This is a genomic window from Sphingobacterium sp. UBA3519 (assembly GCF_002377215.1).
Lineage (GTDB): Bacteria > Bacteroidota > Bacteroidia > Sphingobacteriales > Sphingobacteriaceae > Sphingobacterium > Sphingobacterium multivorum.
Genome location: NZ_DFPI01000019.1, coordinates 76,040 through 101,173 on the forward strand (window position 1 = coordinate 76,040; position 25,134 = coordinate 101,173).

Here is a 25,134-nt window from a genome sequence, read left to right on the forward strand (position 1 = left end):
TAATCGTTATCCTATGGAATTAAAAGTGTTATTTCTGGTCTTTCATGGATTTAGTGCTTACAACGGTATTAGTAAAAAGATATTTGGACAGGTAAAAGGCTTGCAAAACTGTGGTGCAAATGTCAAACTATGTTACTATGATGTATTGGCGGATGGTCAACGTGCGTGGCTCGTGAATGGGGAAATAATTGCTGCCTTAGGAAAGGGGATCTGGGCAAAATTTAGGAAAAGATGGAATTTTTCCGGATTAACGAAATATGTAGCAGAAGAAGATTTTGATTTAATCTATATACGTTCTTACCATAATGCAAGTCCATTTTTAACTGAGGCCATTAAGAAATTTAGAAAGGCTGGGGTGAAAGTTGTGATGGAAGTGCCTACTTACCCTTATGATCAAGAATACATCCGGTTGATAGATAAAATAGCACAGCTTCCTGACCGTGTATTCAGAAAAGGGATGGCTGCTGTATTGGATGGTATAGTAACGTTTACCGACGAAGATCAGATCTTTGGGGGAAGAACGATAAAGATCTCTAATGGTATTGATTTTGATGAATTACCGTTAAGGGTGGTGGAACCGAGGCGTGAAAATGAAATTCATTTGCTAGGTGTTGCAGAGATTCATTATTGGCATGGATTTGACCGTATTATCAAGGGACTAGGCGTATATTACAAGAGATTGCCCAAGTGTAAATTATTCTTCCATATTGTCGGAAACCTCAGCGGTGAAAGGGAACAAAGGGAAATAACGACGGCTATTGAAGAAGGGAAAGTTAAAGATTATGTATTTATGCATGGTGCATTATGGGGAAAGAAGCTAGATGCCATGTTTGATCTTGCGGATTTTGCGATTGGCAGTCTTGCAAGGCACCGCAGCGGAATAACATATATACGGACTTTGAAAACCAGAGAATATGCAGCTAGAGGGATTCCTTTTATGTATTCGGAAATAGATTCTGATTTTGAGAATAAACCGTATGTATTAAAAGCAATACCAGACGAATCCCCCATTGATATCGAGCAAATTGTTAATTTTTGTTCATCTACACAATGGGAGCCAAAAGATATTAGAAATGATATTTATACATTATCTTGGACCAATCAAATGAAAATTATTATAGATTGTTTAAATTTAAGCTGATGTCATCATTTCTAACTAAATTAAAAAGAAAGTTTCGTTATAATCTGATTACAGAATGGTATAATCTGCTAACGCTATTAAAATGGAGGAGACAAGAGCTGAAGCCTGAAGTGATGTCGATCGAAGAAACCATTGAGCAGATCATCTCCAGCAAGTGTTCGGTTAGCCGGTTCGGTGACGGTGAAATGCTCCTGATGGGAGGGAAAGGAATTCGTTTTCAGCATGATCACATAGCATTGACTCAAAGATTGATAGAAGTATTCGCTAGTGACCTTCCGAACCATCTAGTATGTATTTCGGATTCATTCGTCGATTTAAATAGATATAATAGAAGGGCGCGTAGGTTTTGGCGAACACACTTTTATTTATACGGTTATTTATGGGGTGCATACCTTCAGACAGATAAGAAGTATGGCAATACCTTCATAACTAGGCCGTATATCGATTTTCTAGATCAGCGGAAATCAATGGATTGGTTTAAAATGTTAAAAAGGATTTGGGAAATGCGTGATATAGTATTCATAGAAGGGGAAAAAAGCCGGCTGGGGATGGGGAATGATCTGTTTGATAATGTTGCAAGTGTAGGACGTATCGTATGCAAATCAAAAGATGCATTTGGGCAGTATGACGAAATTCTCGATGAGGCAATGAAAGTAGATAAAAATGCGCTGATCTTAATTGCTTTGGGACCAACGGCGACTGTGCTGGCTTATGATCTTTGTAAGTTGGGCTATCAGGCGATAGATGTAGGGCATATTGATATCGAATATGAATGGCTAATGATGGGAGCTAAGCATAAGGTTAACATAAAGTCTAAATATGTGAATGAGGTGATTGGGGGCGATCAGATCGTGGTTCAGTATGAAGATCTTTATCAACGTCAGATTTTAAAGAAGCTGGTTTAAAAAGATGAAAATTTTATTTTATTTGCCATCGCTGTATGCTTCTGGCGGATTGGAACGGATTATAGTTTTTAAGGCAAATTATTTTGCTGATAATCTGCCCGATGCGGATGTTGTTTTATTGACATCCGAACAGCGAGGTAAGTCTCCTTTTTTTTCGATTTCGGAAAATGTAAAACATATCGATATCGGTGTTTGTATGGATTATCCTTTTGATCAATCGGTTTTCCTCAAATTTATCCGTTTTCCATTTCTTTATCGCCGATTTAAAAGCAGATTTCTGGCTATTCTTAAACAAGAGAAGCCAGACATTGTCATCTCGACGATTCGGCGTGAAATTAATTTTTTGCCACATTTGGATGATGGAAGTGTCAAGCTTGCAGAATTGCACGTCACAAAAGGGTTTTATCATTTTGGTGGAGCAAAAGGACTGAATAGATTGTTGCGACAGAGTAAAGATAGAATCCGTACCGAGAAACTGAAGTTAATGAATGCGGTGGTTTTTCTAACAAAACAGGAGCAAAGCTTTTGGCCGGAGCTTTCCAATACATATGTGATTCCCAATCCGCTTGTTTTTAAACCTAGAGGTCGCTCAGATTGTGAAGCCAAGCAGGTCATTGCCGTGGGTAGATATGTGCCGCAGAAAGGTTTCGATTTACTAATTCAAGCGTGGAGTTTTGTGCACGCAGATCATCCCGATTGGGTCTTAAAAATCTATGGTGACGGTAATCCCGTTGAACTACAAGATCAGATAGATCGTCTTAACTTAACCGAGAGTTGCAAATTAAAGCCCAGTACCACGGTGATTGAAGAGAAATATTGTGATAGCTCTATTTTTGTGCTATCTTCACGGTATGAGGGCTTTGGTATGGTATTGGTTGAGGCTATGGCATGTGGATTACCTAGTATTGCATTTGATTGCCCATCAGGACCAAGTGAAATAATTCGGGATGGTATAGACGGATTTTTAGTGGAAAATGGAAATGTTAAGGAAATGGCCAAAAGAATATGTAGCTTGATAAAAGACGATCTGCTGAGAAAGGAAATGGGAGAAAGAGCACAGCTAAATAGTGCTCGATTTCATATGGAAAATATCGCAGCGCAATGGAAAGACCTATTTGAATCTTTTGGGAAAAATACTAAAGGTGATTAAACAATATGAAAAGGAAACTTAAGCTTGCTTACATTATTCCAGGCCTGTTTTACCCTAGTGGCATGGAAAGGGTGCTCACAGCGAAGGTAAACTATTTCGTCAAAAAATTTGATTATGAAATTCATATTTTTGTCACTGACGGAAAAGGATCAGAGCCCTATTATCCTTTAGATGAGAAAATAAAATTGCATCACCTCGATATCAACTTTGACGGTATATTTTCTCTACCCTTATTGAAGCGAACCTTAAGCTATTGGAAAAAGCAACGACTGTTTAAAGCGAGACTTGAAGAACAATTATGTCTTATTAAGCCTGATATTACCGTATCGTTATTGAGGCGGGACGTCAATTTTATCAATGATTTAAAAGACGGCAGTTTGAAAGTTGGCGAATTACATTTTAATAGGTTAGTCTATCGTCAGTTTACAGATAAAAGATTTCCGGGCTTTATGCAGAGAGGAATATCAAAATTGTGGCAGGGACAACTCATCAAGAATCTGCGAAAGCTATCGGCTTTTGTCGTGCTAACGAATGAGGATGCAGGTTATTGGCATGAACTTAACAATATTTCGGTTATTTCCAATCCCTTATCTTTCTATCCTGATAAAGCTGCTCTACTCTATAATAAACAAGTAATTGCAGTTGGAAGAATGACTTATCAAAAGGGATTTGATTTACTGATTAGTGCTTGGGAAATGGTGGCGAAAAAGCATCCGGAATGGATATTAAAAATCTATGGGGGAGGTGATAAGGCGATGTATTTATCGATGGTAAAAGAGTTGGGGTTGTCAGGAAGTTGCTTTTTGGAAAATGGAACTGCTTCAATAGCTGAAAAATATGATGATAGTTCAATCTTTGTTTTATCATCAAGATATGAGGGATTCCCACTGGTTTTGGGAGAAACAATGGCTTATGGTGTTCCGCCTGTGTCTTTTATGTGTCCATGTGGTCCCCGTGATATTATCGTTGATGGGCAGAATGGATTACTGGTAGAAAATGGTAATATTAATCAGTTGGCAGACGGAATTTGTCTACTTATTGAAGACGATGCACGGAGAAAAGAAATGGGAAAAAATGCTAGAAATGATGTTAGAAAGTTTGATTTGGAAAATATAGCAAAACAGTGGCAGCAACTTTTCGAATCTATACGACCAGTAGAATGATTAGCTATGAATAACGAATGGTATAGGAAGTATTTATCAGCTTATCAGGTGCAGCCGGATCAAGTATCTCAGTCTACAATCAATACGATTGTGGAACAGCTCAAAAGATTTGAAACGAATGAGCCTTTAGTAACTGTAGCTGTTATCGCTTATAATGAAGATAAGAACTTATGGGCTTGCTTATGGTCATTAAGTGATCTTAAATCACGGTATCCTATTGAAATTATCGGTATAAATAATAATTCAATTGATAAAACCGAGGAAATTTTTAAGAAAGCAGGAATTCGATATTATAATGAGAAACAAAGCGGTTGTGGGTTTGCGAGGCAATGTGGATTGAATCATGCCAAAGGGAAGTATCATCTTAATATCGATGCCGACACACTTTATCCAAGCGGATATGTGGATGTAATGGTAAGCGCATTAGAACGACAAGGTGTAGTGGCAGCAAGCGCTTCCTGGGGTTATATTCCAGATAAGGCTCATAGCCGATTTTCACTATGGATTTATGAGCGCGCACGAGACATTTTTCTGTTCATCCAATCGATAAATAGGCCAGAACTTAGTGTTCGGGGTTTGGTGTTTGCTTATCATACAGCATTAGCTAAAAAGGTTGGAATACGGACTGATATCATACGGGGAGAAGACGGATCCCTAGCCTTGGGACTAAAAAAATTTGGTCGGATTGTTTTTGTCCATAATAGAAAAGCGAAAGCAATAACGGGCTATGGAACACTTGCGGCAGACGGGTCTTTATTCAAAAGTTTTAAAGTTCGTTGTAAAAAAGCATTTAAGAATTTAATGTTAGTTTTTTCCAAGTCGGATAGCTATAGGGATGAAGATTCGAATTTGATTAACAAGGATAAAAGAAAATAGGTTATCTATTTAGTACAAATGAGTTTGCATATTATCTTTTGGAGCGCCCTCTTGTTGGTGCTATATACGTATATCGGTTATGCTATCGTAATTTTTATATTGGCAAGGTTATTTCCATACCGTATTAGAATGAAGGAAGCGTATCAACATAGTGACGAAAATAATCTTCCCTCATTGACTTTGTTTATTACAGCTTACAATGAGTCTGCAGTCATCCCAGAGAAAATGCTGAATTGCCTCGAACTCGATTATCCTGCAGATAAATTAAAAATTCTGTGGGTTATTGATGGAAGTACCGACCATAGTCATGAGTTGTTAAAACAGTATCCCATGGTCGAAATTATTAATTCGCCCTTAAGGAAAGGTAAGACAGCCGCCGTTAATCATGGTATGGAATATGTGAAAACTCCAATTGTGGTCTTTAGTGATGCGAATTGTTTACTTAATGCAGAGGCGTTGAAGATCATTGCAGGCCAATTTTATGAACCGTCGATCGGTTGTGTTTCTGGAGAGAAAAGGGTTGCTTTTAATGATGATGATACAGTTTCGTCGAAAGGGGAGGGAGCGTATTGGAAATATGAATCGCTACTAAAGAAATTAGACTACAAATTTTATTCTGCTGTAGGTGCTGCTGGAGAATTATTTGCTTTACGTACGGATTTATTTGCTCCGATGGAAGCGGATACCCTATTGGATGATTTTATGCTGTCAATGCGCATTGCGCAAAAGGGATATCGCATTGCCTATACGCCAGATGCTTTTGCTGTCGAGTATGGTTCGCTGAATATGGAGGAGGAAGGAAAAAGAAAAAGACGTATTGCTGCAGGGGGGTGGCAGTCGATTGGAAGACTGTTGCCTTTACTAAACGGATTTAAATTTGGGAAGCTGAGTTTTCAATACATATCACATCGCGTGTTACGATGGTCCATTACACCTTTTGCCCTATTCGCACTTTTACCTTTGTCAGCAGTTCTTGGATATTGGAGTTCATCATTGCTAAATGTGTTTAATGTCATTTTCTGGCTTCAATGCCTTTTCTATATTTGTGCTGTTTTGGGTTATGCAACGAAGGATGATCCGAATAGTTATAAAGTATTTTATATCCCATACTACTTTCTGTTTATGAATATGAATGTGATTCGGGGTATCTACTACTTATTTAATAGAGGCTTTATCGGTGGATGGGAGAAATCTCAAAGGAAATAGTTTTAAAAATATGACGGAGAAAAAAATATTACATGATTTAGGATACTTGGAGAAAGTATTGAATATAACCTGCGATACATTGTTATTGATCAATAATGATAATATCTGTGTGGACGCGATTATGAAAACAAATAATCCAATTCTAAATCCTAATATTGATGTAATCGGTCAACATATTTTGTCGCTATTTCCCCAGCCAACATCTACTCTTATTAAGCGGGAACTTGCCTTTTGCCGTCATACAGGAGAGACTTCGAATCTAAACTATGACCTACCCACAGATGAACAAATGTACTATTTTAAGTTCGTCATTCATAAATTTGACGAGGAACATCTGCTTTGCCAATATCGGGATATTACGCAACGCAGTAACATGAAGTACCGCCTTAAATCGGCATTGACTGCTCAACTTGAGGTAGGAAAGGTTGCTAGGATCGGGCATTGGAGTTATGATTTACAACAGCAGGAATTTACGCACAATGGCTATTCGAATCTACGAAAAAGGAATCTGGAAGATCCTGAGAGGATATCTTTGCAAGAGCTACTCGCACATGTTCACCCAGATGATAGAAAGAAGATGGAGGCTTTTCTGCATAACGACGCTATTGAGTATAGCACATTTGAGTACCGAATAAAACAACCCGATACACCCATCACGTATGTACGGGCAACAAAATATGCCAAACGCCTTGAAAACAATATTCGTATCATAGATGGCTTTTCACAGAATGTAAGCGACTTCATTAAGAATCGAAATGAACTTGAAATGGTGCTTGCTGTTGTTGATAATGCACCATACAGTATTTTCGCATGTCATAAAAATGGGACGATGGCTTTTGCGAATAAGGCATGCCGACAACAAAATGGTCTGAAAGAAGAAGAGGTCATTGCAGACTTAAAAGTTTTTGAATGCCTGCGGGAGTTCACAACAGAAAAAGCTTGGGACTTATCTGTGCAAAAAATAATTTCTGCTTCGGGTTATTATCAATATCGTTGCGATACGGTGTATCCAGAACTGGATATTATTGGCTCAGAATGCAGTTCGCTGATGATCAAAAATGGTAACGGTGAAGATATCATCTGGACTATCAAGCGGGATATCTCGGATCAGCTTCGTTATGAGGAGCAGCTATTGCGCTCAAAAGAAGCTGCTGAGGAATCTGAGCGTTTAAAATCTGCATTTATCTCCAATATGAATCATGAAATCCGGACGCCGCTTAGCGCCATTATGGGTTTTGGAAGTATTATTGCCGATACGCCGGATCCTGAGCTGCGCAAAGAGTATGGTGAACTCCTCAATGCAAATAGCAGCCAGCTACTACGGCTGATAACGGATGTGTTGGAAATGTCGCAGATGGATGCAGGGAAAGTGAGGCTAAAGAATTCAGATGTTTCTCTCAAAGGAATACTGAATGAATTATCATTGAGTTTTCTACCAAATGATGAGCAGCCAGCGATAATTTTTGACATTCCCGAAAGGGATTTAGTGGCTTGGCTGGATCGTGGGCGGGTTATTCAGGTTCTTGTCAATTTAATTAATAATAGCTTAAAATTTACACCACCTGATGGTGTTATACATGTTGGTTATAGGCTAAAAGAAGATCATATAGAGTTTTATGTGAAAGACAACGGCATCGGTATTGCTAAAGAAAAGCAGGATTCTATTTTTAAGCGGTTTTATAAGATCAATGCCCTCGATAAGGGCACGGGCCTAGGGTTGGCCATTTGTAAAGGAATTATGGAGCAGATGAATGGAGAGATAACTGTAGAGTCGGAATTAGGACAAGGCACTACTTTTATTATAATTTTGCCTATTGGCAAGCAAGTTTAAATTTTGCTATATGGCAGAAGAACTAGCGTATAAACCAATCAAGATCTCGGTATTATTGATGAGATGCATTGTTGTATTGGTCGCACTCGTCACTTCATTTTCGTTTTTGGCCTTGTATATCCCGCCACAGACGACCGTTTTCTTTCAATGGGTCGGTGTGTTATTGCCTGCCCTTCTATGCTGTAATCTCATATTTTTAATTATTGGATTGTATAAACATAGTTGGTATAGTATTTGCCCGTTAATAGCAATATTGGCCAACTTTCATTATTTTACAAAAATCGTTCAAAACAATCCGGAGCAATGGGAGGAAACAACAGATATACGTGTAGCGACTTATAATGTTCGTGAGTTTAAAATGATTTATAATCTATCATCTATGGAGCAGATCGCAGCTTATATCGATTCACAACATATAAATACACTCTGTTTACAAGAAGTTCCAGCTAGTTGTACCATGTCGGAATTGAAGCATACGTTTGGTCAGTTTCAGTATTTCATCATGACAGGAAATAAGTCAGGGCAGAATCAACTTGCTATTTTAAGTAGATTTCCGTTAGACTCGGTACAGACCATTTCATTTGATGAACGCCCTAACTGTGCGATCTTTGCAGATCTATCTTATAAGAAACATAAAATTCGGATCGGCAACTGCCACCTGCAGACAACAAACTGGAATCAGGTAAAAGGAGATCTAATTCCAGCTGAAAACAGAAGTGCAAATTGGCTGGGTGCTCTCAATACCTTATCGAGAAATTTTAGATTAAGAGGCCCTCAGGCGGATCATCTAAAAAGCGTGATGGATAAATCCCCTTTTCCGATGCTTATGTGCGGAGATTTCAACAATAGCCCCAATTCATATAGTTATCATAAGATTAAAGGAAATTTGAAGGATGCGTTTCGCGAAGCAGGTAATGGGTATGGATATACTTACAGTAATTTAATGAAGCTCTTTCGCATTGATTTCGTATTCTTTTCTGGAGACGAATTTCGGGCTATAAATTACAGAACAGGAAATGTTGACTATAGTGATCATCTTCCTGTATTGGTTAATTTTAAAATAAATTGATGTTAGATAACATTTTTGCTACACAAATTATCGAAGCAATTATTCCTGTAATATTGATTTATAAATTTTATAAAAGGTTAGTATCTACACAAGCTAATAATGATCTATGGAAATCGATTTTTCAATGTATAATATTCTCATAGTAGAGGATTCTGAGCTTAATCTTTTTGTATTAAAAGAGATCTTAGAACGCGAGGATTTCAACGTATTCTCAGCTTCCGGAGCCGGAGGGGCTTTTGAAAATTTACAAGAGCAGAGAGTAGATCTTATTTTAATGGACGTGATGATGGGCGAGACGAACGGGTTTGATCTAACTAAGGAATTAAAAGCCATGGATTTATATAAGCATATTCCTGTGCTGTTTATTACCAACTTAAAATCTCCAGACGATGTGGTACGTGGTTTTGATAGTGGTGGTGTAGATTATATTTCAAAACCTTTCAATAAAAAGGAATTGCTTCAACGCATCAAACATCAGATCAAGCTTATTGAATCGGGGAATACAATTGCCAAACAGACGGCGCAACTGCAGGAAGCAATATTAAATCGAGATAGAATGTATGCTATTCTGGCACACGATCTACGAAGTCCGATTTCTTCACTAAAAATGATCTTAAATATATTGACCATGACTGCTGAAGAAAGTAATACCGGATATGGAAATATGGTCAATACAGGTAATGATATCGCCGAACAGCTTTTTAGTGTCTTGGACAATTTGCTCAAATGGACTAAAAATAGCCTGGGCGTGTTAAGCTATATGCCACAGGAAATTGAGTTTGATGAAATGATTAAAGGTGTGGTGGAGACACTTCAACCAACAGCTAAATTGAAAAATATCGAAATACAATTAACATTACAACCAGGTTTGCAGATCTTTTTTGATGCAGATATCATGAAAAGTATATTAAGAAATCTTTTGATCAATGCTGTGAAGTTTAGTCACGAAGATTCCCTGATTAAGCTCAATTTATCTCGCGATGGGGATGATGCTATTGTCGAATTTATCGATACGGGGGTAGGAATGAGTGTGGATGCACAGCGTCAGCTATTGGATCAAATGAAGGAGGAGGGTAAGATTACCCCAATGCGTGAGAAAGGTAAAGGCTTAGGTTTGTGGGTAGTTTATCATTTTATCCAGCGCGGTGGTGGAACATTCTTTTTTGAGTCGGAAGAACATCGCGGATCCCGTTTTGGCTTTCGTGTACCGCTCGGGGATACCATAGATAATCACTAAAAATTCGATATTATAGATTGTAAATTTATGTATAACCTAAAAAAAAGAATACTAGTCTCAGGTGGAGCTGGATTTATAGGTTCTCATCTATGTGAACGTTTACTTAAAGATGGGAATGAAGTCATCTGTATGGACAATTTCTTTACAGGGGATAAATCGAATATTGTTCATCTGTTGCAGAATCCCTATTTCGAGCTTGTACGGCATGACGTAACGGAACCTTTTTTGGCTGAGATTGACGAAATATATAATTTGGCCTGTCCAGCAAGTCCCGTTCATTATCAATATAATCCGATTAAAACCATCAAAACATCGGTTATGGGGGCTATAAACATGTTGGGCTTAGCGAAACGTGTTAATGCACGAATTCTTCAAGCTTCCACAAGTGAAGTCTACGGCGATCCAAAGCAGCATCCACAAAATGAGTTCTATTGGGGGAATGTTAATCCTATTGGTGTCCGTTCATGTTATGATGAAGGAAAACGATGTGCAGAGACTCTTTTCATGGATTATCACCGACAACATCATGTGGCGATAAAGATCGTTCGGATATTTAACACCTATGGCCCACGCATGCATCCCCAGGATGGACGGGTAGTATCTAACTTTATTATGCAAGCTTTACAAAATAAAGATATTACTATTTATGGTGAAGGAAATCAGACCCGCAGTTTCCAGTACGTAGATGACTTGGTGGAAGGAATGATTCGAATGATGGGATCTGATCCTTCTTTAATAGGACCAGTCAATATTGGGAATCCGCAGGAATTCACGATAGTCCAGTTAGCGAAACAGGTGATTGCACAAACGGAATCAAAATCACAAATTAAATTTCTGCCCTTACCTCAAGACGATCCTCGACAAAGAAAACCTGACATTTCCCTAGCGGAACAAAAACTTGATTGGAGTCCGGAAGTACCTTTGCAAGATGGTCTCTCTAAAACAATAGCCTATTTTAGATCTATTTTATAGCTTTAGCAAAATCTGAATGTTTATAACACCTTAATAATTTATTGATTTTTTAAATTTTAAATGTCTGAGTTCAAAAGAATCTATCAAATCGATCTTTTTCGCTTTATCGCGGCAACCGCAGTCGTATTATATCATTATCTGTATCGAGGGTATACAGCTGGGAATATGTCCCTGCTAAGTTTTGATGGAATTGGTGAATACTTTAAGTATGGCTATCTGGGGGTTGATCTATTTTTTATCATCAGTGGTTTTGTGATCGCATTTTCCATCAAGCATCTTTCGCTGCGCAAGTTCTGTTACTCCCGCTTCAAGCGTCTGTACCCGATGTATTGGATCTGTCTGATGTTGACTTTTATCGTTTCTTATTTTTGGGGAGCTCCACGTTATCATGTTACATTTACACAGCTATTGGCCAATCTGACTATGGTGCAAAAGCTATGGGGACAAGGGGATATTGATGGCGCCTATTGGTCGCTCTATGTGGAGCTGAAATTCTATCTGATCATTGCTTTGTTCTTGATTCTGAACCGATTTAAAAAAATCAGCTTGGATTATCTTGTTTATTTTTGGATAGCCTTGCCGACGATAAAACTATTGCTTGGTCGATCTGTAATATATGCCGTAATATATGAGTTTTTTTTACTTGATTGGAGTGCCTACTTTATTGCGGGAATTATATTTTGCCAGATTTTTTTGAATGGCCCGCACATCAAATATTTCCTGCTCTTGCCCCTATGTTTATATCGCTCTATCAATGGTGCCGTAGGCCGTATTCATTGGCTGGAGCGTACTTTTCACAGTGACTTTTCTCCTTATATTATTGGGGCTGCCATCGTGGTATTTTACTTGCTTATCTTGCTGGTTTCCTGTAAAAAACTCCAGGCGATCAATTCACCTAGATTTGTAAAAATTGGTATGCTGACCTATCCACTGTATTTAGTCCACCAGCATATAGGTTTTATTATTTTTAATCACCTGCAACCATATCTAAACAAATACCTGTTGCTTTCGGCTGTTATTGGTCTTATGCTCGCGATAGCTTATATCCTGAGCGATCGGATTGAACCACGGATCATGAAGTTGTTTAAATCATAAAAGGCCCGAGGGTAATGATTACCCCGAACCTTTTCGTTTTTCATAGGAGATGTTTTTTGCTTAACTGGGTTGTTTTTGACAACCAGGATGAAATCCTGAAAGAAGCCTGTTTTTGTTGCGGTTACATTGCCATCTCCATCGTACTCAAAACCCGTTTCTAGTAGCACATTTTTCAAGGTGTAGCTCTTCTTCCCTTGATAACCGCTTAAAAGTTCTTGATGAACCGTTCCCCATGAAGTTCGTTAAATAGGAGTTCTTCGCGTCCTGCAGTCTATTCTTTGCGGAATCCATCCAGACCAATAACTGGCGCCCAAATTTTTGAATTTCGTTTATTCATAGTAGCTCATATCAATTCGAAAATACGAAATACCCCTGAGTATTCGGTAACAAGCAGCCAAGTTCACCGGTATCCCCAAAGGTTGATCAACACGAAGGGTTAGATCTCCTGAGATTGTAGCAAAAAGGGCCATGAGTTAAAATCTGGAGAATATAGGCTAAAATAAACCTATGTATAATGCGCTATTGTCATTAATTTTATAAATGTCAATTTAACAAGAATAAGAATGCGCTTGCCATTTTTGAATGTGGATTAGAGATGGAAAAACCCTCGGGGAGAGATGATGGGGACACAACATTTTGGCAAACTAAAAGATCGTGATATGAAAAGATACAAAATATATGTTGCAGCACTTTTTACACTTTTTATCAAAACGATAGATGTGGCTGTGGCTCAGGGGGGAGACCAAATATTGGATGGTATTGGAGAAACAGGTATGGTGGCACGTTATCTCTTTAATGGTGATTTAAAGGACTGGTCGAGGAATGGACTGCATGGCAAGTTTCAGGGCGAAAAAGTTTCGTTTGTTGCAGATAAGCAATTCACCAAGGTACTGTCTCTTGCTGGCGGAAAGGATGATTTTATCGTATTGCCAGCGCAGGCGCTCTCCGATTTAGAATCGATCAGCATAACGGGCTGGCTCTACTTACGTGCAGCTCAGCCGGAGCAGTATCTCTTCGATTTCGGACAGGATATAGCCCGGCATTTTGCTGCGACAGCAACAGGAATGGATCTGAAAAAGGGATACCAGGGGATCATCTCCCAGAAGAAGGGCGAATCGAAAAATGCAGTTTCGCCGGCTGTCCCGTTAAACAGGTGGGTGCATCTGGCTATTGTGGTTGATATAGCTGCGGGCTCTATGCAAACGTATTTAGATGCGGTGCCAGTTGGAGAAACTACGGGTATTCCGCAGGAACTGAGCGCAGTTTTCGGACAGACGGGGAACAAAAGGAGGTTGTATATCGGAAAATCTTTGGTAGGTGGCAATTCGAGTTTAAATGCATTGCTTCATGATTTTCGGATCTATCGTGTGCCGCTGAACCGGAGCCAGATCAGCACGGTATACGGAAATGCGCTGAAAGGTGTGCATGAAGATCGTAGTGCCAAAGGTAAAGCCGAGGACGATCTGCCTAGATTTCCAATGAGTAAAGCGCAGCTTTATAATGCCTATCTGACCAGTGTCGGTGATGTCAACGTAGAAACTGAAGTGGGAGAATTGCCCCGATTGCCTAGCTATGTCGTAGGGACTTATAAAGATGGCATGGTAGGCCCCAAAGTACGTGTGCTATGGCCCGCACCTACAGACAATAGTACTGTCTTGCAGCAAACAGCCTACACCATTACCGGACGCGTTCCAGGGACTGATCTGAAACCCAAAGCAATCATCACTGTAAAAGGAAAGACCAAAGCTAAGCTGCCTAGCCTGCAGCTGGAACCCTTTCACCTGGATCAAGTTGCTCTGAATACGGACGTAAAACATCAGCAGACCAAATTTATTGAAAACCGCAATAAATTCATCGATACATTGGCCAAATCGGATCCCAATTCATTTCTCTATATGTTCCGTCATGCTTTTGGACAGCGGCAGCCGCAGGGGGCGCAGCCTCTGGAAGTGTGGGATAGCCAGGATATCAAGCTGAGAGGCCATGCGACGGGACATTATTTGACCGCCATCGCACAAGCTTATGCCAGCACAGGATACGACAAAGCTCTTCAGGCAAAATTTTTGGGAAAAATGGACACCATGGTCAACGTTCTTTATACCTTGTCGAAGTTATCAGGTAGTCCGAAACAGGCAGGGGAAGCGTCTATTGCCGATCCTGCTGCCGTACCTTTTGGTCCCGGAAAATCAGCTTACGATTCTGACCTGAGCGATGAAGGAATCCGGACAGATTATTGGAACTGGGGGACCGGATTTATCAGTGCCTACCCGCCGGATCAATTTATCATGCTTGAAAATGGCGCAAAGTATGGCGGCCAGAAAAATCAGATCTGGGCTCCTTATTATACCCTGCACAAGATATTGGCTGGCTTGATGGATGTTTATGAAGTGAGTGGTAATAAAAAGGCATTGGAGATCGCACAGGGAATGGGCAATTGGGTATACGCACGTTTGGATAAAGTTCCGACAGAGACACTGATTAAAATGTGGAATACGTATATCGCCGGTGAATTTGGCGGGATGAACGAAGTGATGGCGAGGTTATATCGGGTGACCGGTAAGCAGAACTATTTAAAAACAGCCCGTTTATTTGACAATATCGATATGTTCTACGGTAATGCTGCGCATGCACATGGGCTGGCCAAAAATGTGGATACTTTTAGAGGACTGCATGCCAATCAGCATATCCCTCAAATTGTGGGAAGCATGGAGCTATATCGCGTGTCCAATGAACCGCAATATTATAAAGTAGCGGACAACTTTTGGTATAAGGCCACCAACGACTACATGTATAGCATTGGCGGTGTTGCCGGAGCGAGAAATCCCGCCAATGCTGAATGTTTTATTAGTCAGCCGGCAACCTTATATGAAAATGGATTTTCTGCAGGTGGGCAGAATGAAACCTGTGCGACTTATAACATGCTGAAACTGACGAGTGACTTATTTATGTTCGATCAGCGTGCGGAGCTGATGGATTACTATGAACGTGGATTATACAATCATATCTTAGCTTCGGTTGCAGAAAATAGTCCAGCAAATACCTATCATGTGCCTTTGCGGGCTGGATCCCTGAAGCAGTTTGGAAATGCGGATATGAAAGGTTTTACCTGTTGTAACGGTACGGCGATCGAAAGCAGTACGAAATTGCAGAATACCATCTACTTTAAAAGTAAGGACAATCAGTCGCTGTATGTCAATTTATATATTCCTTCAACCTTGCACTGGACGGAGCGGGGAATCAGCGTCGAGCAAAAAACAAGTTTTCCCAAAGCGGATCATACATCGCTCACAATACAAGGGAATGGCAAATTTGATCTCCATGTTCGGGTACCAAGCTGGGCAACAAAAGGTTTTTTTGTGACGATAAATGGCATAGCGCAAAAAATTATGGCTAAGCCGGGAACTTACCTGACTTTAAGCCGCGACTGGAAAAACGGTGACGTGATCAACTTAAAAATGCCCTTCCAATTTCATCTAGATCCGGTCATGGACCAGCCTAATATTGCAAGTCTATTTTACGGACCGATTTTATTGGCTGCCCAGGAGCCTGCAGCAAGAAAAGACTGGCGTAAAGTCACTTTAGATGCAAAGGATCTTGGTAAGTCGATTAAGGGGAATCCTCAAACTTTGGAGTTTTATATCGATGATGTGCTTTTTAAACCCTTTTATGATACCTATGGACGGCATTCTGTCTATCTGGATGTCAGCTTAAAATAGGATGTCGACATGCATTCCTAATTCTTTCTTAAATTCAGATTACCTTTGTTATAAACAATTGTATGTATGGATTGGCTAAATTTAAAATTGATCGCAAAGGATGTGGACAAATTCTTATGAATAAGAAATAAGATGAAGGTAGTGGTAATTGATGATGCAAAAAAGATTACCGCTGAACAAAAAGTGAGTTACGTGTTTGAAGTGAAAAGCCCAAAAGAGGAATGGAAGCTGGTACTTGATCAACGGGGAAATGTGCTGTCGAAAGTAAGGGATTAAGCTGAATTGCCTGAATATTGATAAACCTTCATGATTTCATCGCTACTGGAGCCTGTGAAATCACGAAGGTTTTTTCTTGCCGATATACTCAGCAAAGTGCGCTAATTAGTCTTCGCCCACTTCGGCGTGAAGTTCGAAAGATAGTTTAATCTGATCCTGACCAGCGAACTTAGTCGCGTAATCCGACAGGTTCCAGTCTGCACGTGTAACTTTAGCTTTAGTTGTGGCATCATTAAATTTACGAAGGATATAGCTGACATTCTTCTCCCCCTCGTTGTCTTTTCCAACGGTAAAATAAGTGATGATTCCTGTGGTCTCTATTGCTCCATTGACAGCAGAACCATCCCCGTAGGTAGTTTCTTTCGTTTGAAAGATGGCACCAGTTCCTGTACTGCTATTGGTATTTAAAACAAACGAACCTCCTGTAAGGAATGCTTTGTAATAATCCGCTGTTGCTTTATTGCTGATGTACTGGCCCTGTACCTCATTCGAAGAAGTATCAAATTGTTTGAATTCAATTTTATAGATACTTTCTGGGTTGATATGGGCATGGCCGCCGGCCAAAGCTGTTCCCTTTTCGTCAAAGCTGATCGAGATGGGCTCGACCTTGTCTTTATCAGTCAGATCATGGAAATGGTCTCCATGGGCTTCTCCGGCCACTTCCGTAAACACAAGTTTGTAAGCAACTTTGGCATCTGAACCTTCTATGGTCAATGGTGATTCAACGGTCGTTGCATTTCCTGTTTTATCGGTGACTGTAAAATGAAAATGATATGCTCCAGCTGGAGCATCCGCAGGAACATCAAGGTGTTCATGGAATGTCGCATTTTTTACGCCGATATATTTCCCCTCGGTATAGGCTTTTGTAAACTTGTACTGACCGCCACCTTCTTGATGAATCTCAATTTCAATTTTAGCAATCAGTGCTTCGGCGACAATGTCTCCTTCGAGATGAAGATCTGCCCCCGCTTTGACCGTTTTGTTGTTGCCGCTGCCGATTTCAAGTGTGCCTATCTGGGGTTTTGCAAGTGCTGGGATTTCTTCGTTATCTTTCTTACAGGAGGATAGGAAGCCTAAAAGAATAGTAGTTAACAGGAAGAGGAAGCGAATATTTCTAGTTTTCATGTAAAATGGATTTAAAAATTTAGTTGATAAATATGTATGGTATTACTCGAGTATACGGATGCTGATTCCTTTTTGAGTGCTCCAGCCAGCTAGATCGGTAACCTGGATCATAAAATGATAATTGCCGGGATCGATGTCTGCCGGTACATCGATCTTTAATTCGGCATTATACTGCTGTGGCTGACCGGGAATATTGACTGTTTTGACCAAAACAAATGGTTTGACGGGCTTTTTGATCGGCTCGGTCGTGCACTCGCCAATTTCCGTGCTATGCGAATGATGGTCAAAATTGTGGTGTACATCGATGCTATAGCTCCCTAGGGTTACGTTGTCGGCTAATGTGCTGCGGAAAGTAAAGCTTGTGCCCCGCTTAATCGTGCTGCATTGTTTGGGAAAAGCAGTGTCGGAATCAATGGAAATGGTCGGTTTTTCAGTATCAATGCTTTCCTTATCTTTTTTACAGGCAGCAGCAATGACTAATGACACCGCAATGAGTGTATATTTTTGAAGTGCTTTCATATTAAATAGTTTCATTTTTAAATTGTTATTCATTTGTGTCTGTATCAATCGGTATTCATGAGCTCGCCCTATTTATTGGTCAGTGCTATTCATTGGATCAAAAGGGTAATTTTGGAGCTATCTATTCTTTTCGCCATTGTTATTTTATATTTCATTATTTGTAGATAATCTTATGATCTTGGTTGATAACCAACAGGCACGCCGATCGATAGGATAAAGTTCCGGCCTTGTTCTGGCAATGCGATCAGCCGATAAAAGCTGGTATGATCCATATATTTCCTATCCAAGAGATTTTGAACCTGCAAGCGTAGCTGAAGGACAGATTTTGCAAAGCTCACCTGTGTTCCGGTTCGAAAGTTAAAGACTTGATAAGCAGGCGTGAATTCTTCTGGAGGAACGACATGGTGCTGTGCTGTCGTCCATTTGCAGTCGATGGACAGATAGGTATCCTTAAAGTGTCTGCTATTTTTTGCCGTCCAGCTGAGATCCATTAAAACGGAGGGCGCGGGAGAAAAGGGAAGCGTGTAGCCCTTCTTGGCACCAGAGAGCTGTTCCGAACGGGCATATTCACCCAATAATTCCACTTTCCATCGTTTCAAAGGCTGGTAGCTGACTTTCAGTTCCGCCCCATAACGGCGTACCCTGCTCTCTGTATATTCAAAGATTTGATTGCCGGCCCCGTAGTACTGATCATAGTGCGACGTGGGATTGAGATAGATATAGTTTGAAAAATAATTAAAAAATGGCGTGAACGCCGCAGAGGCTTTTTTAGCACTCCATGTCAATGATAAATCCAGCTGATAGGACTGTTCGGGTGATAATGATCCATTCCCCTTTTCATAACTGAAATAATGATAATTGACACCATTGGCACCAAGCTCCTGTGCGATAGGAGCACGGAAGCTCTTGCCTAGATTGATTTTTGCTTCCAGAGAACCAAATTGACGCCCCGCCCCGATAGACCAGACGAGGCTATTGAAACTGCGGCTGAGTTCGGATGCCCTGACAATTCTTGCCGTTTGGTTGCCTTCCAGCTGTGAATCGAACCAATCTTGATACGATGAAGTATGAATATGGCTGTAATCGTAGCGGAGTGCACCATAGAGCGTTGTATGATCATCTAGTAAATATTGATCATACGCGAATAAGCCCATTGCTTTTTGTTTATAGGATGGGATGAGGAAGCTCCATCCGTCAATGCGGTTGTCTTGATAATCGCCATTTGCACCAACGGTCAGGCGGTGTTTTGCTAATGAAAATTGGTCTTTAACAGTCATACTGTAGATCTGTTTGTCGTATAGTCGCTCCAGATAGATCGGCACGGTCATATCTTGTGGATAGACGGGCGGCATATAGCCATGTGCAGTGTAATTGTTGTATTCCTGCCGGTAGTTTTTTTGATATCCGAGATCAATCCATAGCTTATGTTTATCCCAGTCGATAAAGCTGCGGTTAATCAGCTTCAGATGATTGACGCCCTGACTTGGAAAACCGATATCGCGGCTGGATTTGTCATATAAAGCGGTGTCTACACCCCGTGGTTCCAAACCATGTGCATTGGCAAAAAAACCAAGTTTTGTGTGATAATTGCTTAGGTATAGGATTGAAGAAAAACGGTCAGCCATATAGCCGCCCCGCAGTTGAAAATGCGTTTCCCGTCCCGCAGTATTGCGTACATGACGGTCTTTCAGACGTACGGCATAATTGTAAACATAGACCGTGTCTGTAGGCACTTTGTAATCTGCGTAGTCCAAATGTGTAAAGCCCCCGCCAAAGACCCAGTGCCCCTTTCTGCCCTGTGCCTGAAAAGATCCGCCATAGGTGGCATTGTTGGATTTTGTCAGTACATTAAAATTGCCTTTAAAGCCATCTTCCTGGAGTTCAGTAGGCGGCAATAGCCGGATGACGCCACCTATCGCATCTGATCCATACAGGAATGAGCTTGCTCCCTTGAGTACCTCGGCACTGCCAACGCTGAATTGATCGATTTCTAATCCGTGATCCAATCCCCATTGTTGACCTTCGTGTTTAATGCCATTTTCTACGGTAGCTACACGGTTAAAGCCAAGTCCTCTGATCTGCGGTTTGGACTGGTTGGGACCAATGCCAATAGCATTTACGCCCGGAAGCCGACTCAGGGTCTGCATTAAACTTCCGGCCTGAAATTTTTGTATAGAATCGGCATTTAAGATATCAATGGATAAGATCCCTTCTGCCGCGCGCTGATAGCGTCTTCCGCCGACTTTTACTTCCTCGAGCTGGATGCTCTTTTCCTGGCCGTGACAAGGAGAAAACATGTGTTGTGCTGCGATAAGTGAAAACATGATATACCTATTCATCTGCTGCGGATTCGATTCGTTAAGTGTTATTTTTGCAATTAAGTTGCAACAAATATAGATAAAAAGATTTTAAAAGCAATAAAGTTGCGTTATTATAAATGAAATCAAATTCCATTACCTGATACAGTGGCAAAGTTTTTGTTGCTTTTTGGCGCCTAAAGAGTATAAAAAGCATGTTTTACAAGTAGTACATACGATGATATATGAAGTTAAGTGAAGAATATTCTATTAGAGTTTCCGCATTGCAATCGGCTGAACATCAATTGACAGTTGACCTTTCGAAGCGCATTACGCCCGATATATGGCTTGATGTCCTGATTTATTTTGAGCACAACTTGGAGAAATCCAGTGCGGCTGCACTTTATGATGCATTATTTGAAAAAGGAACTGATTTTGCCGCAAACGTATATCTGAACGAAGAGGATTATACCTTTTTTATCGATAAAATACGAACAATATTAGAGCGCTATGCTGCGATCAATCCTCATGCATGGGTGGAGCTTGGCTTACAGCATATTTTATGTCGCCGACATGTGGTAGAGAAAGAAAAGGCTTCCCTTTATTTGAAGAGAGGCATCGATGCTGGGGTTGAATGGGCAAGACCCCTTTATCTATACTACAATTATTTAGGTTTGCTGGCCGATATCGACCGCGATATCGCCAAGGCCGAACTGGATGAGCTCGCGTTGGGCGGAGATCGCTGGGGAATAGCTTATGCTGCCCATATCGATGTCTGGACCGATAAATATGAAGAAGTCTTTGACCGTATTCAGCTGCTCAAGCAATCTCCGGAAAGGAAAATACTGCGTCATTATTATGAGGCGCTCCAATTTTACTATGCGCGTAAAGAGGATAAGAGCAAACGCTTGGAAGCCCTGGAAGAGGGTATCACGATGGCTGAATCTCGTTATTGCAGATTTGTGCTGAATGAAATAAAACGTTCGGAGGCGGCTTCCATAGGTGAACAGGAGCTTCTTGTACCAGAATATCGAGAACTGTTTGAATACGGAATGATGGACGCCGCGGTGCAAATTGCACTTATCAAACTTCAGGCACTGGGCAACAACAATCAGGAACAACAGGATTTCGAAGAACCGCTGTGGTATCTCCAGAAAGCATACGACTATAATAATAATTATGCGGGTTATCGTCTCGCCTGTCTGTATCTCTATCAGGAGGCTGTGCAGGACATCGAAAAGGGACTATCTTTATTGCGTCTGCTCGACGAGAAAGACGGGTATGTGGAAGCTCAGGTTGAACTCGCTGAAATTCTCCTCGAAGGTAGGTTCCTCCCAAGGGATGAAAAATTAGCCTTTCGGCGCTTCAGCGCAATGGCGGAAAAAAACATTGCTTACGCCAAGTTGCGCATGGGTAATATGGTCGAATCTGGCTATGATGGAGTTGCTCCGGATTACAAAACCGCCTTTGCTTACTATCAGGATGCAGCAACAGATAAACTGCCACAAGCTTTATATCAGGTTGGTAGGTACCTAAAATATGGTATCCATGGAGAGGAACCAGATTTGGCCGCTGCATTGCCTTATTTTGAAGAAGCGGCAGGATATAATAACGCTACTGCGCTAACGGAAATGGGTTTAGCTGCTGAATTAAAGTCCGAACCGAATTATAAATTGGCCTTTGATTATTTCTCGCGTGCGGCAGAGCTTGGTTATCCATATGCGTATTATTTAAAAGGTATTTATTTGGAAAATGATTATCACCAGTCCGGAGCTCCCCAACCGAAAGCAGCTTTTACCGCCTTTGAAACCGGAGCCGGGATGCAGGAGCTAAATAGTATATATGAACTGGCGCGATGTTACCGGGGGGGCATAGGTACGGAGATAAATCTGGACCGGATGATTGCTTTATACCAACAGGCTGCTGAACGAAATCATGTACAGGCTTTGACAGATCTGGGTCTCTGTTATGAGTATGGTTATGGATTGAACCAAGATACATTTAAAGCACAGGAAAACATTAAGAAAGCTGCCGATCTGGGGTTCCCTTATGCAATTTACGTATTGGGACGATATTATTTGACCGGTTTGGTGCAACAGAATGTAGCACATGGTCTTCAGCTTTTGGAAGAGGCAGCACAAAAAAATGTAGCTGAGGCACTCGTGCTGCTTGGCGACTACTTTTTCTTCGACTATGATCAGCGGGAAGAATACGACAAAGGTTTTGATTACTACATGCGTGCCGAAAAACTTCGCTATCTGACGGAGGGAATTGGCATGTGCTATGAGTTTGGTATCGGCGTGGAAGCACAGCCGACAAAAGCATTTGGATATTATACTCAAGCTGCGGAGCGAGGAAATCAGCAGGCGAGCTACCGATTGGCCCGTTGTTATTATTTTGGAATAGGTACCGAGATCGATAAAGCAGCCGCCTATGGGTATTTTATGGAAGTAGCGCAGCAAGGGAATGTGTATGCCACTTACTTTGTTGCGGTGCAACTGCTGGAAGGAGATGGCGTACCGATGGACCTTCAAGACGGTGTCGAATGGCTTATGAAGGCCGCCGAAGCCGATCATGCTGACGCACAATATAAACTGGCCAACTGTTATCTCATGGGGGATGGGGTAGAAGAAAATGAAGATCTTGCCCTGGAGTGGTTTGAACGGGCGGCAGCCAATGGACATGAAGATGCTATTCGATTGACAAAGAAAACGAGAAAGTAAGAAAAACATGCAAGAAGAAAAATCCTATTCCTTTCAGGTCAATCTGAAAGGAATGATCGCACTGCTCTCAGAACACCTGTATAGCGATCCCAATACATTTATTCGGGAACTGCTTCAAAATGGTGTGGATGCAATTACAGCATTGAAACACTTGGATGAACAGCATCAGGGAAAAATAACGATTGAGCTGCCAGGCACTGAACAACCGAAGTTTCTGTTCAGCGATAATGGAATAGGCCTAAAAGAGGCCGATATTCATCAATTTTTGTCGGTTATCGGGGAGAGTTCAAAGAGTAAGGACATCAAGGATGCTCAGGACTTTATCGGTAAGTTTGGTATTGGACTGCTTTCTTGTTTTGTGGTCAGCGATGAGATTATTGTTGAAACAAAATCCGCTCTTGAACAACTGCCTCTACGTTGGACGGCTAGAGCTGAAGGGGACTATAAAATCGAGCGTCTGACAGAAGATATTCCTGTCGGAACACGGGTTGTCCTAAGTCCTAAAAAGCAATTCAACTATATTTTTGAAGGGGATTATTTTGAGAAAAAAATTAAGTTTTATGGAGATGCGCTGCGAGAAACCATTTCTATCGTGGTGGGAGGTGCCGAAAAGATCATCCATAAAGAAGAACCCAAATGGCTTGCTCCATCGATTTCGAAGGCGGAATTGCTTGCTATAGGCAAAGAACTCTTTCATGTCAACTTTTTGGATGCAATTCCATTTGAAACGACGGCGGGTAAGGCAAAGGGTGTGTTGTATATTTTACCTTTCCGTACGCAGTTTAGCAGCAAGCAGCGTCACCGTATCTACTTGAAACGCATGTTTCTTGCCGAAGAAGATCAGTCTATTTTGCCAAATTGGGCATTTTTTGTCCGGATGCTTGTCAATACAGAGGAACTTAGTGCTACTGCCTCACGAGAGTCTCTGATGAAAAATGATCTATTGCGGCAGGCGCGAAAAGAAATTGCAGCTGTGCTCAAAACGTACCTGCAACAAGTGAAGAAGATAGACTTCGATATTTATATACGTATTATCCAGACACATTATCTCCATTTAAAAGCTTTTGCGCTCGAAGATCCCGACTTCCTGGCTATTTTTTTAGCTGATATCCCGTTTGAAACCAATCGCGGACAGCGGAGTTTCCAAAATATCATCGATCAGCAACAGCAGCTCTATTACTGTGCTGATTTTGAGGATTTCAAACAGATTGACCGTATGGCCGATACACAGGGAATGATTCTTGTGAATGCTTCTTATACCTTTGATACGGAGTTGCTCCGCAAGATCAAACAACGATACCCCGACTATAAGATAACAGAGATGTCGCCAAATCAGCTCCTGGAAACATTTCAGCCGATTCATGAGGATGAGCAAAATCAATATGTTTCTTTTCAGAAAGAAGCGCAGCGCATTTTGGACGATTACAGCTGTATCCTGGAAATTAGGCGGTTTAAACCGATTGATACACCAGCTATTTTTACAAAAATGGACCAAAATAGTGTAGAGAGTACGATTAGCCAATTAAAGGAAAATGCAAATCCTTTTGCGCAGGTCCTCAAGACATCCAGGCCGAATAAGATCCAGAATACCTTATGTTTAAATGCGGATAATCAGCTGATCAGCACCCTAATGGATATTAAAGATGCTTACATGCTGCGTTCAGTCATTGAAGTACTTTACGTGCAGGCACTCATTTTGGGCAAGTACCCTGTCCAGGAACGGGAAATGAAGGTCATGAACGAAGCCCTAAAGAGCCTCATTGTAATGGGGCTGGATAATTTTGTGAATCTTTAAAGCGGTTGAGTATACTCCACCGCGTAAGGATTTCCTTT

At 40.9% G+C, this 25,134-nt stretch carries 18 protein-coding genes; 15 read left to right on the forward strand and 3 right to left on the reverse strand.

Annotated features, from left to right (window positions below):
• Positions 1–13 precede the first annotated feature (13 nt).
• The 13 genes from B3297_RS09745 to B3297_RS09805 all read left to right on the forward strand — a co-directional run bounded on the left by B3297_RS09745 (position 14) and on the right by B3297_RS09805 (position 16,637).
• Positions 14–1,141 carry a hypothetical protein gene (locus B3297_RS09745; RefSeq protein WP_286778852.1) on the forward strand — a complete coding sequence of 376 codons (1,128 nt, stop codon included), beginning with the start codon at positions 14–16 and terminating at the stop codon, positions 1,139–1,141.
• Complete coding sequence (locus B3297_RS09750; protein WP_286778853.1) at positions 1,141–2,046, forward strand: SP_1767 family glycosyltransferase; 906 nt, start codon at positions 1,141–1,143, stop codon at positions 2,044–2,046. Before B3297_RS09745 ends, B3297_RS09750 begins: the two co-directional genes overlap by 1 nt.
• Positions 2,047–2,050: 4 nt before the next feature.
• Positions 2,051–3,196: a glycosyltransferase family 4 protein gene (locus B3297_RS09755; RefSeq protein WP_286778854.1), complete on the forward strand. Its 1,146-nt coding sequence runs from the start codon at positions 2,051–2,053 to the stop codon at positions 3,194–3,196.
• Between the two features lie 5 nt (positions 3,197–3,201).
• On the forward strand, positions 3,202–4,359 hold the full coding sequence (locus B3297_RS09760) for a glycosyltransferase family 4 protein (RefSeq protein ID WP_286778855.1): 1,158 nt from the start codon (positions 3,202–3,204) through the stop codon (positions 4,357–4,359).
• A gap of 6 nt (positions 4,360–4,365) precedes the next feature.
• The gene (locus tag B3297_RS09765) at positions 4,366–5,235 is read left to right on the forward strand and encodes a glycosyltransferase family 2 protein (RefSeq protein WP_286778856.1); all 870 of its coding nucleotides are present in this window, start codon (positions 4,366–4,368) and stop codon (positions 5,233–5,235) included.
• 18 nt (positions 5,236–5,253) lie between these two features.
• A complete protein-coding gene (locus tag B3297_RS09770; protein ID WP_286778857.1) occupies positions 5,254–6,441 on the forward strand; it encodes a glycosyltransferase family 2 protein in 1,188 nt (395 codons plus the stop codon).
• 10 nt (positions 6,442–6,451) lie between these two features.
• Positions 6,452–8,272 carry a PAS domain-containing sensor histidine kinase gene (locus B3297_RS09775; protein ID WP_286778858.1) on the forward strand — a complete coding sequence of 607 codons (1,821 nt, stop codon included), beginning with the start codon at positions 6,452–6,454 and terminating at the stop codon, positions 8,270–8,272.
• A 10-nt stretch (positions 8,273–8,282) separates the two neighbouring features.
• Positions 8,283–9,341, forward strand: a complete 1,059-nt coding sequence (locus B3297_RS09780; RefSeq protein ID WP_286778859.1) for an endonuclease/exonuclease/phosphatase family protein — start codon at positions 8,283–8,285, stop codon at positions 9,339–9,341.
• Between the two features lie 124 nt (positions 9,342–9,465).
• The gene (locus B3297_RS09785) at positions 9,466–10,578 is read left to right on the forward strand and encodes a hybrid sensor histidine kinase/response regulator (protein ID WP_286778860.1); all 1,113 of its coding nucleotides are present in this window, start codon (positions 9,466–9,468) and stop codon (positions 10,576–10,578) included.
• Positions 10,579–10,605: 27 nt separating this feature from the next.
• Entirely contained in the window at positions 10,606–11,550 is a 945-nt protein-coding gene (locus tag B3297_RS09790) for a UDP-glucuronic acid decarboxylase family protein (protein ID WP_286778861.1), read from the forward strand.
• Positions 11,551–11,610: 60 nt separating this feature from the next.
• Entirely contained in the window at positions 11,611–12,645 is a 1,035-nt protein-coding gene (locus B3297_RS09795; RefSeq protein ID WP_286778862.1) for an acyltransferase family protein, read from the forward strand.
• Positions 12,646–13,304: 659 nt separating this feature from the next.
• Entirely contained in the window at positions 13,305–16,361 is a 3,057-nt protein-coding gene (locus tag B3297_RS09800; protein ID WP_286778863.1) for a beta-L-arabinofuranosidase domain-containing protein, read from the forward strand.
• 132 nt (positions 16,362–16,493) lie between these two features.
• Complete coding sequence (locus B3297_RS09805) at positions 16,494–16,637, forward strand: hypothetical protein (RefSeq protein ID WP_286778864.1); 144 nt, start codon at positions 16,494–16,496, stop codon at positions 16,635–16,637.
• A gap of 105 nt (positions 16,638–16,742) precedes the next feature.
• On the opposite strand, the gene B3297_RS09810 is transcribed toward B3297_RS09805, so the two are convergent.
• From B3297_RS09810 to B3297_RS09820, 3 genes are all read right to left on the reverse strand, one after another.
• Positions 16,743–17,762, reverse strand: a complete 1,020-nt coding sequence (locus B3297_RS09810) for a DUF4625 domain-containing protein (RefSeq protein ID WP_286778865.1) — start codon at positions 17,760–17,762, stop codon at positions 16,743–16,745.
• 42 nt (positions 17,763–17,804) lie between these two features.
• Positions 17,805–18,296: a DUF4625 domain-containing protein gene (locus tag B3297_RS09815; RefSeq protein ID WP_286778866.1), complete on the reverse strand. Its 492-nt coding sequence runs from the start codon at positions 18,294–18,296 to the stop codon at positions 17,805–17,807.
• A 155-nt stretch (positions 18,297–18,451) separates the two neighbouring features.
• Complete coding sequence (locus B3297_RS09820; protein ID WP_286778867.1) at positions 18,452–20,620, reverse strand: TonB-dependent receptor; 2,169 nt, start codon at positions 20,618–20,620, stop codon at positions 18,452–18,454.
• A gap of 203 nt (positions 20,621–20,823) precedes the next feature.
• On the opposite strand from B3297_RS09820, the gene B3297_RS09825 reads away from it, so the two are divergent.
• Positions 20,824–23,301: a tetratricopeptide repeat protein gene (locus tag B3297_RS09825; protein WP_286778868.1), complete on the forward strand. Its 2,478-nt coding sequence runs from the start codon at positions 20,824–20,826 to the stop codon at positions 23,299–23,301.
• Positions 23,302–23,308: 7 nt separating this feature from the next.
• On the forward strand, positions 23,309–25,096 hold the full coding sequence (locus B3297_RS09830) for an HSP90 family protein (RefSeq protein ID WP_286778869.1): 1,788 nt from the start codon (positions 23,309–23,311) through the stop codon (positions 25,094–25,096).
• Positions 25,097–25,134 lie beyond the last annotated feature (38 nt).

Excerpts from the sequence above, each read along its gene's own strand:
- B3297_RS09745 (WP_286778852.1), top strand. The coding sequence starts at position 14 with ATGGAATTAAAAGTGTTATTTCTGGTCTTTCATGGATTTAGTGCTTAC.
- B3297_RS09750 (WP_286778853.1), top strand. The coding sequence starts at position 1,141 with ATGTCATCATTTCTAACTAAATTAAAAAGAAAGTTTCGTTATAATCTG.
- B3297_RS09755 (WP_286778854.1), top strand. The coding sequence starts at position 2,051 with ATGAAAATTTTATTTTATTTGCCATCGCTGTATGCTTCTGGCGGATTG.
- B3297_RS09760 (WP_286778855.1), top strand. The coding sequence starts at position 3,202 with ATGAAAAGGAAACTTAAGCTTGCTTACATTATTCCAGGCCTGTTTTAC.
- B3297_RS09765 (WP_286778856.1), top strand. The coding sequence starts at position 4,366 with ATGAATAACGAATGGTATAGGAAGTATTTATCAGCTTATCAGGTGCAG.
- B3297_RS09770 (WP_286778857.1), top strand. The coding sequence starts at position 5,254 with ATGAGTTTGCATATTATCTTTTGGAGCGCCCTCTTGTTGGTGCTATAT.
- B3297_RS09775 (WP_286778858.1), top strand. The coding sequence starts at position 6,452 with ATGACGGAGAAAAAAATATTACATGATTTAGGATACTTGGAGAAAGTA.
- B3297_RS09780 (WP_286778859.1), top strand. The coding sequence starts at position 8,283 with ATGGCAGAAGAACTAGCGTATAAACCAATCAAGATCTCGGTATTATTG.
- B3297_RS09785 (WP_286778860.1), top strand. The coding sequence starts at position 9,466 with ATGTATAATATTCTCATAGTAGAGGATTCTGAGCTTAATCTTTTTGTA.
- B3297_RS09790 (WP_286778861.1), top strand. The coding sequence starts at position 10,606 with ATGTATAACCTAAAAAAAAGAATACTAGTCTCAGGTGGAGCTGGATTT.
- B3297_RS09795 (WP_286778862.1), top strand. The coding sequence starts at position 11,611 with ATGTCTGAGTTCAAAAGAATCTATCAAATCGATCTTTTTCGCTTTATC.
- B3297_RS09800 (WP_286778863.1), top strand. The coding sequence starts at position 13,305 with ATGAAAAGATACAAAATATATGTTGCAGCACTTTTTACACTTTTTATC.
- B3297_RS09805 (WP_286778864.1), top strand. The coding sequence starts at position 16,494 with ATGAAGGTAGTGGTAATTGATGATGCAAAAAAGATTACCGCTGAACAA.
- B3297_RS09810 (WP_286778865.1), bottom strand. The coding sequence starts at position 17,762 with ATGAAAACTAGAAATATTCGCTTCCTCTTCCTGTTAACTACTATTCTT.
- B3297_RS09815 (WP_286778866.1), bottom strand. The coding sequence starts at position 18,296 with ATGAAACTATTTAATATGAAAGCACTTCAAAAATATACACTCATTGCG.
- B3297_RS09820 (WP_286778867.1), bottom strand. The coding sequence starts at position 20,620 with ATGAATAGGTATATCATGTTTTCACTTATCGCAGCACAACACATGTTT.
- B3297_RS09825 (WP_286778868.1), top strand. The coding sequence starts at position 20,824 with ATGAAGTTAAGTGAAGAATATTCTATTAGAGTTTCCGCATTGCAATCG.
- B3297_RS09830 (WP_286778869.1), top strand. The coding sequence starts at position 23,309 with ATGCAAGAAGAAAAATCCTATTCCTTTCAGGTCAATCTGAAAGGAATG.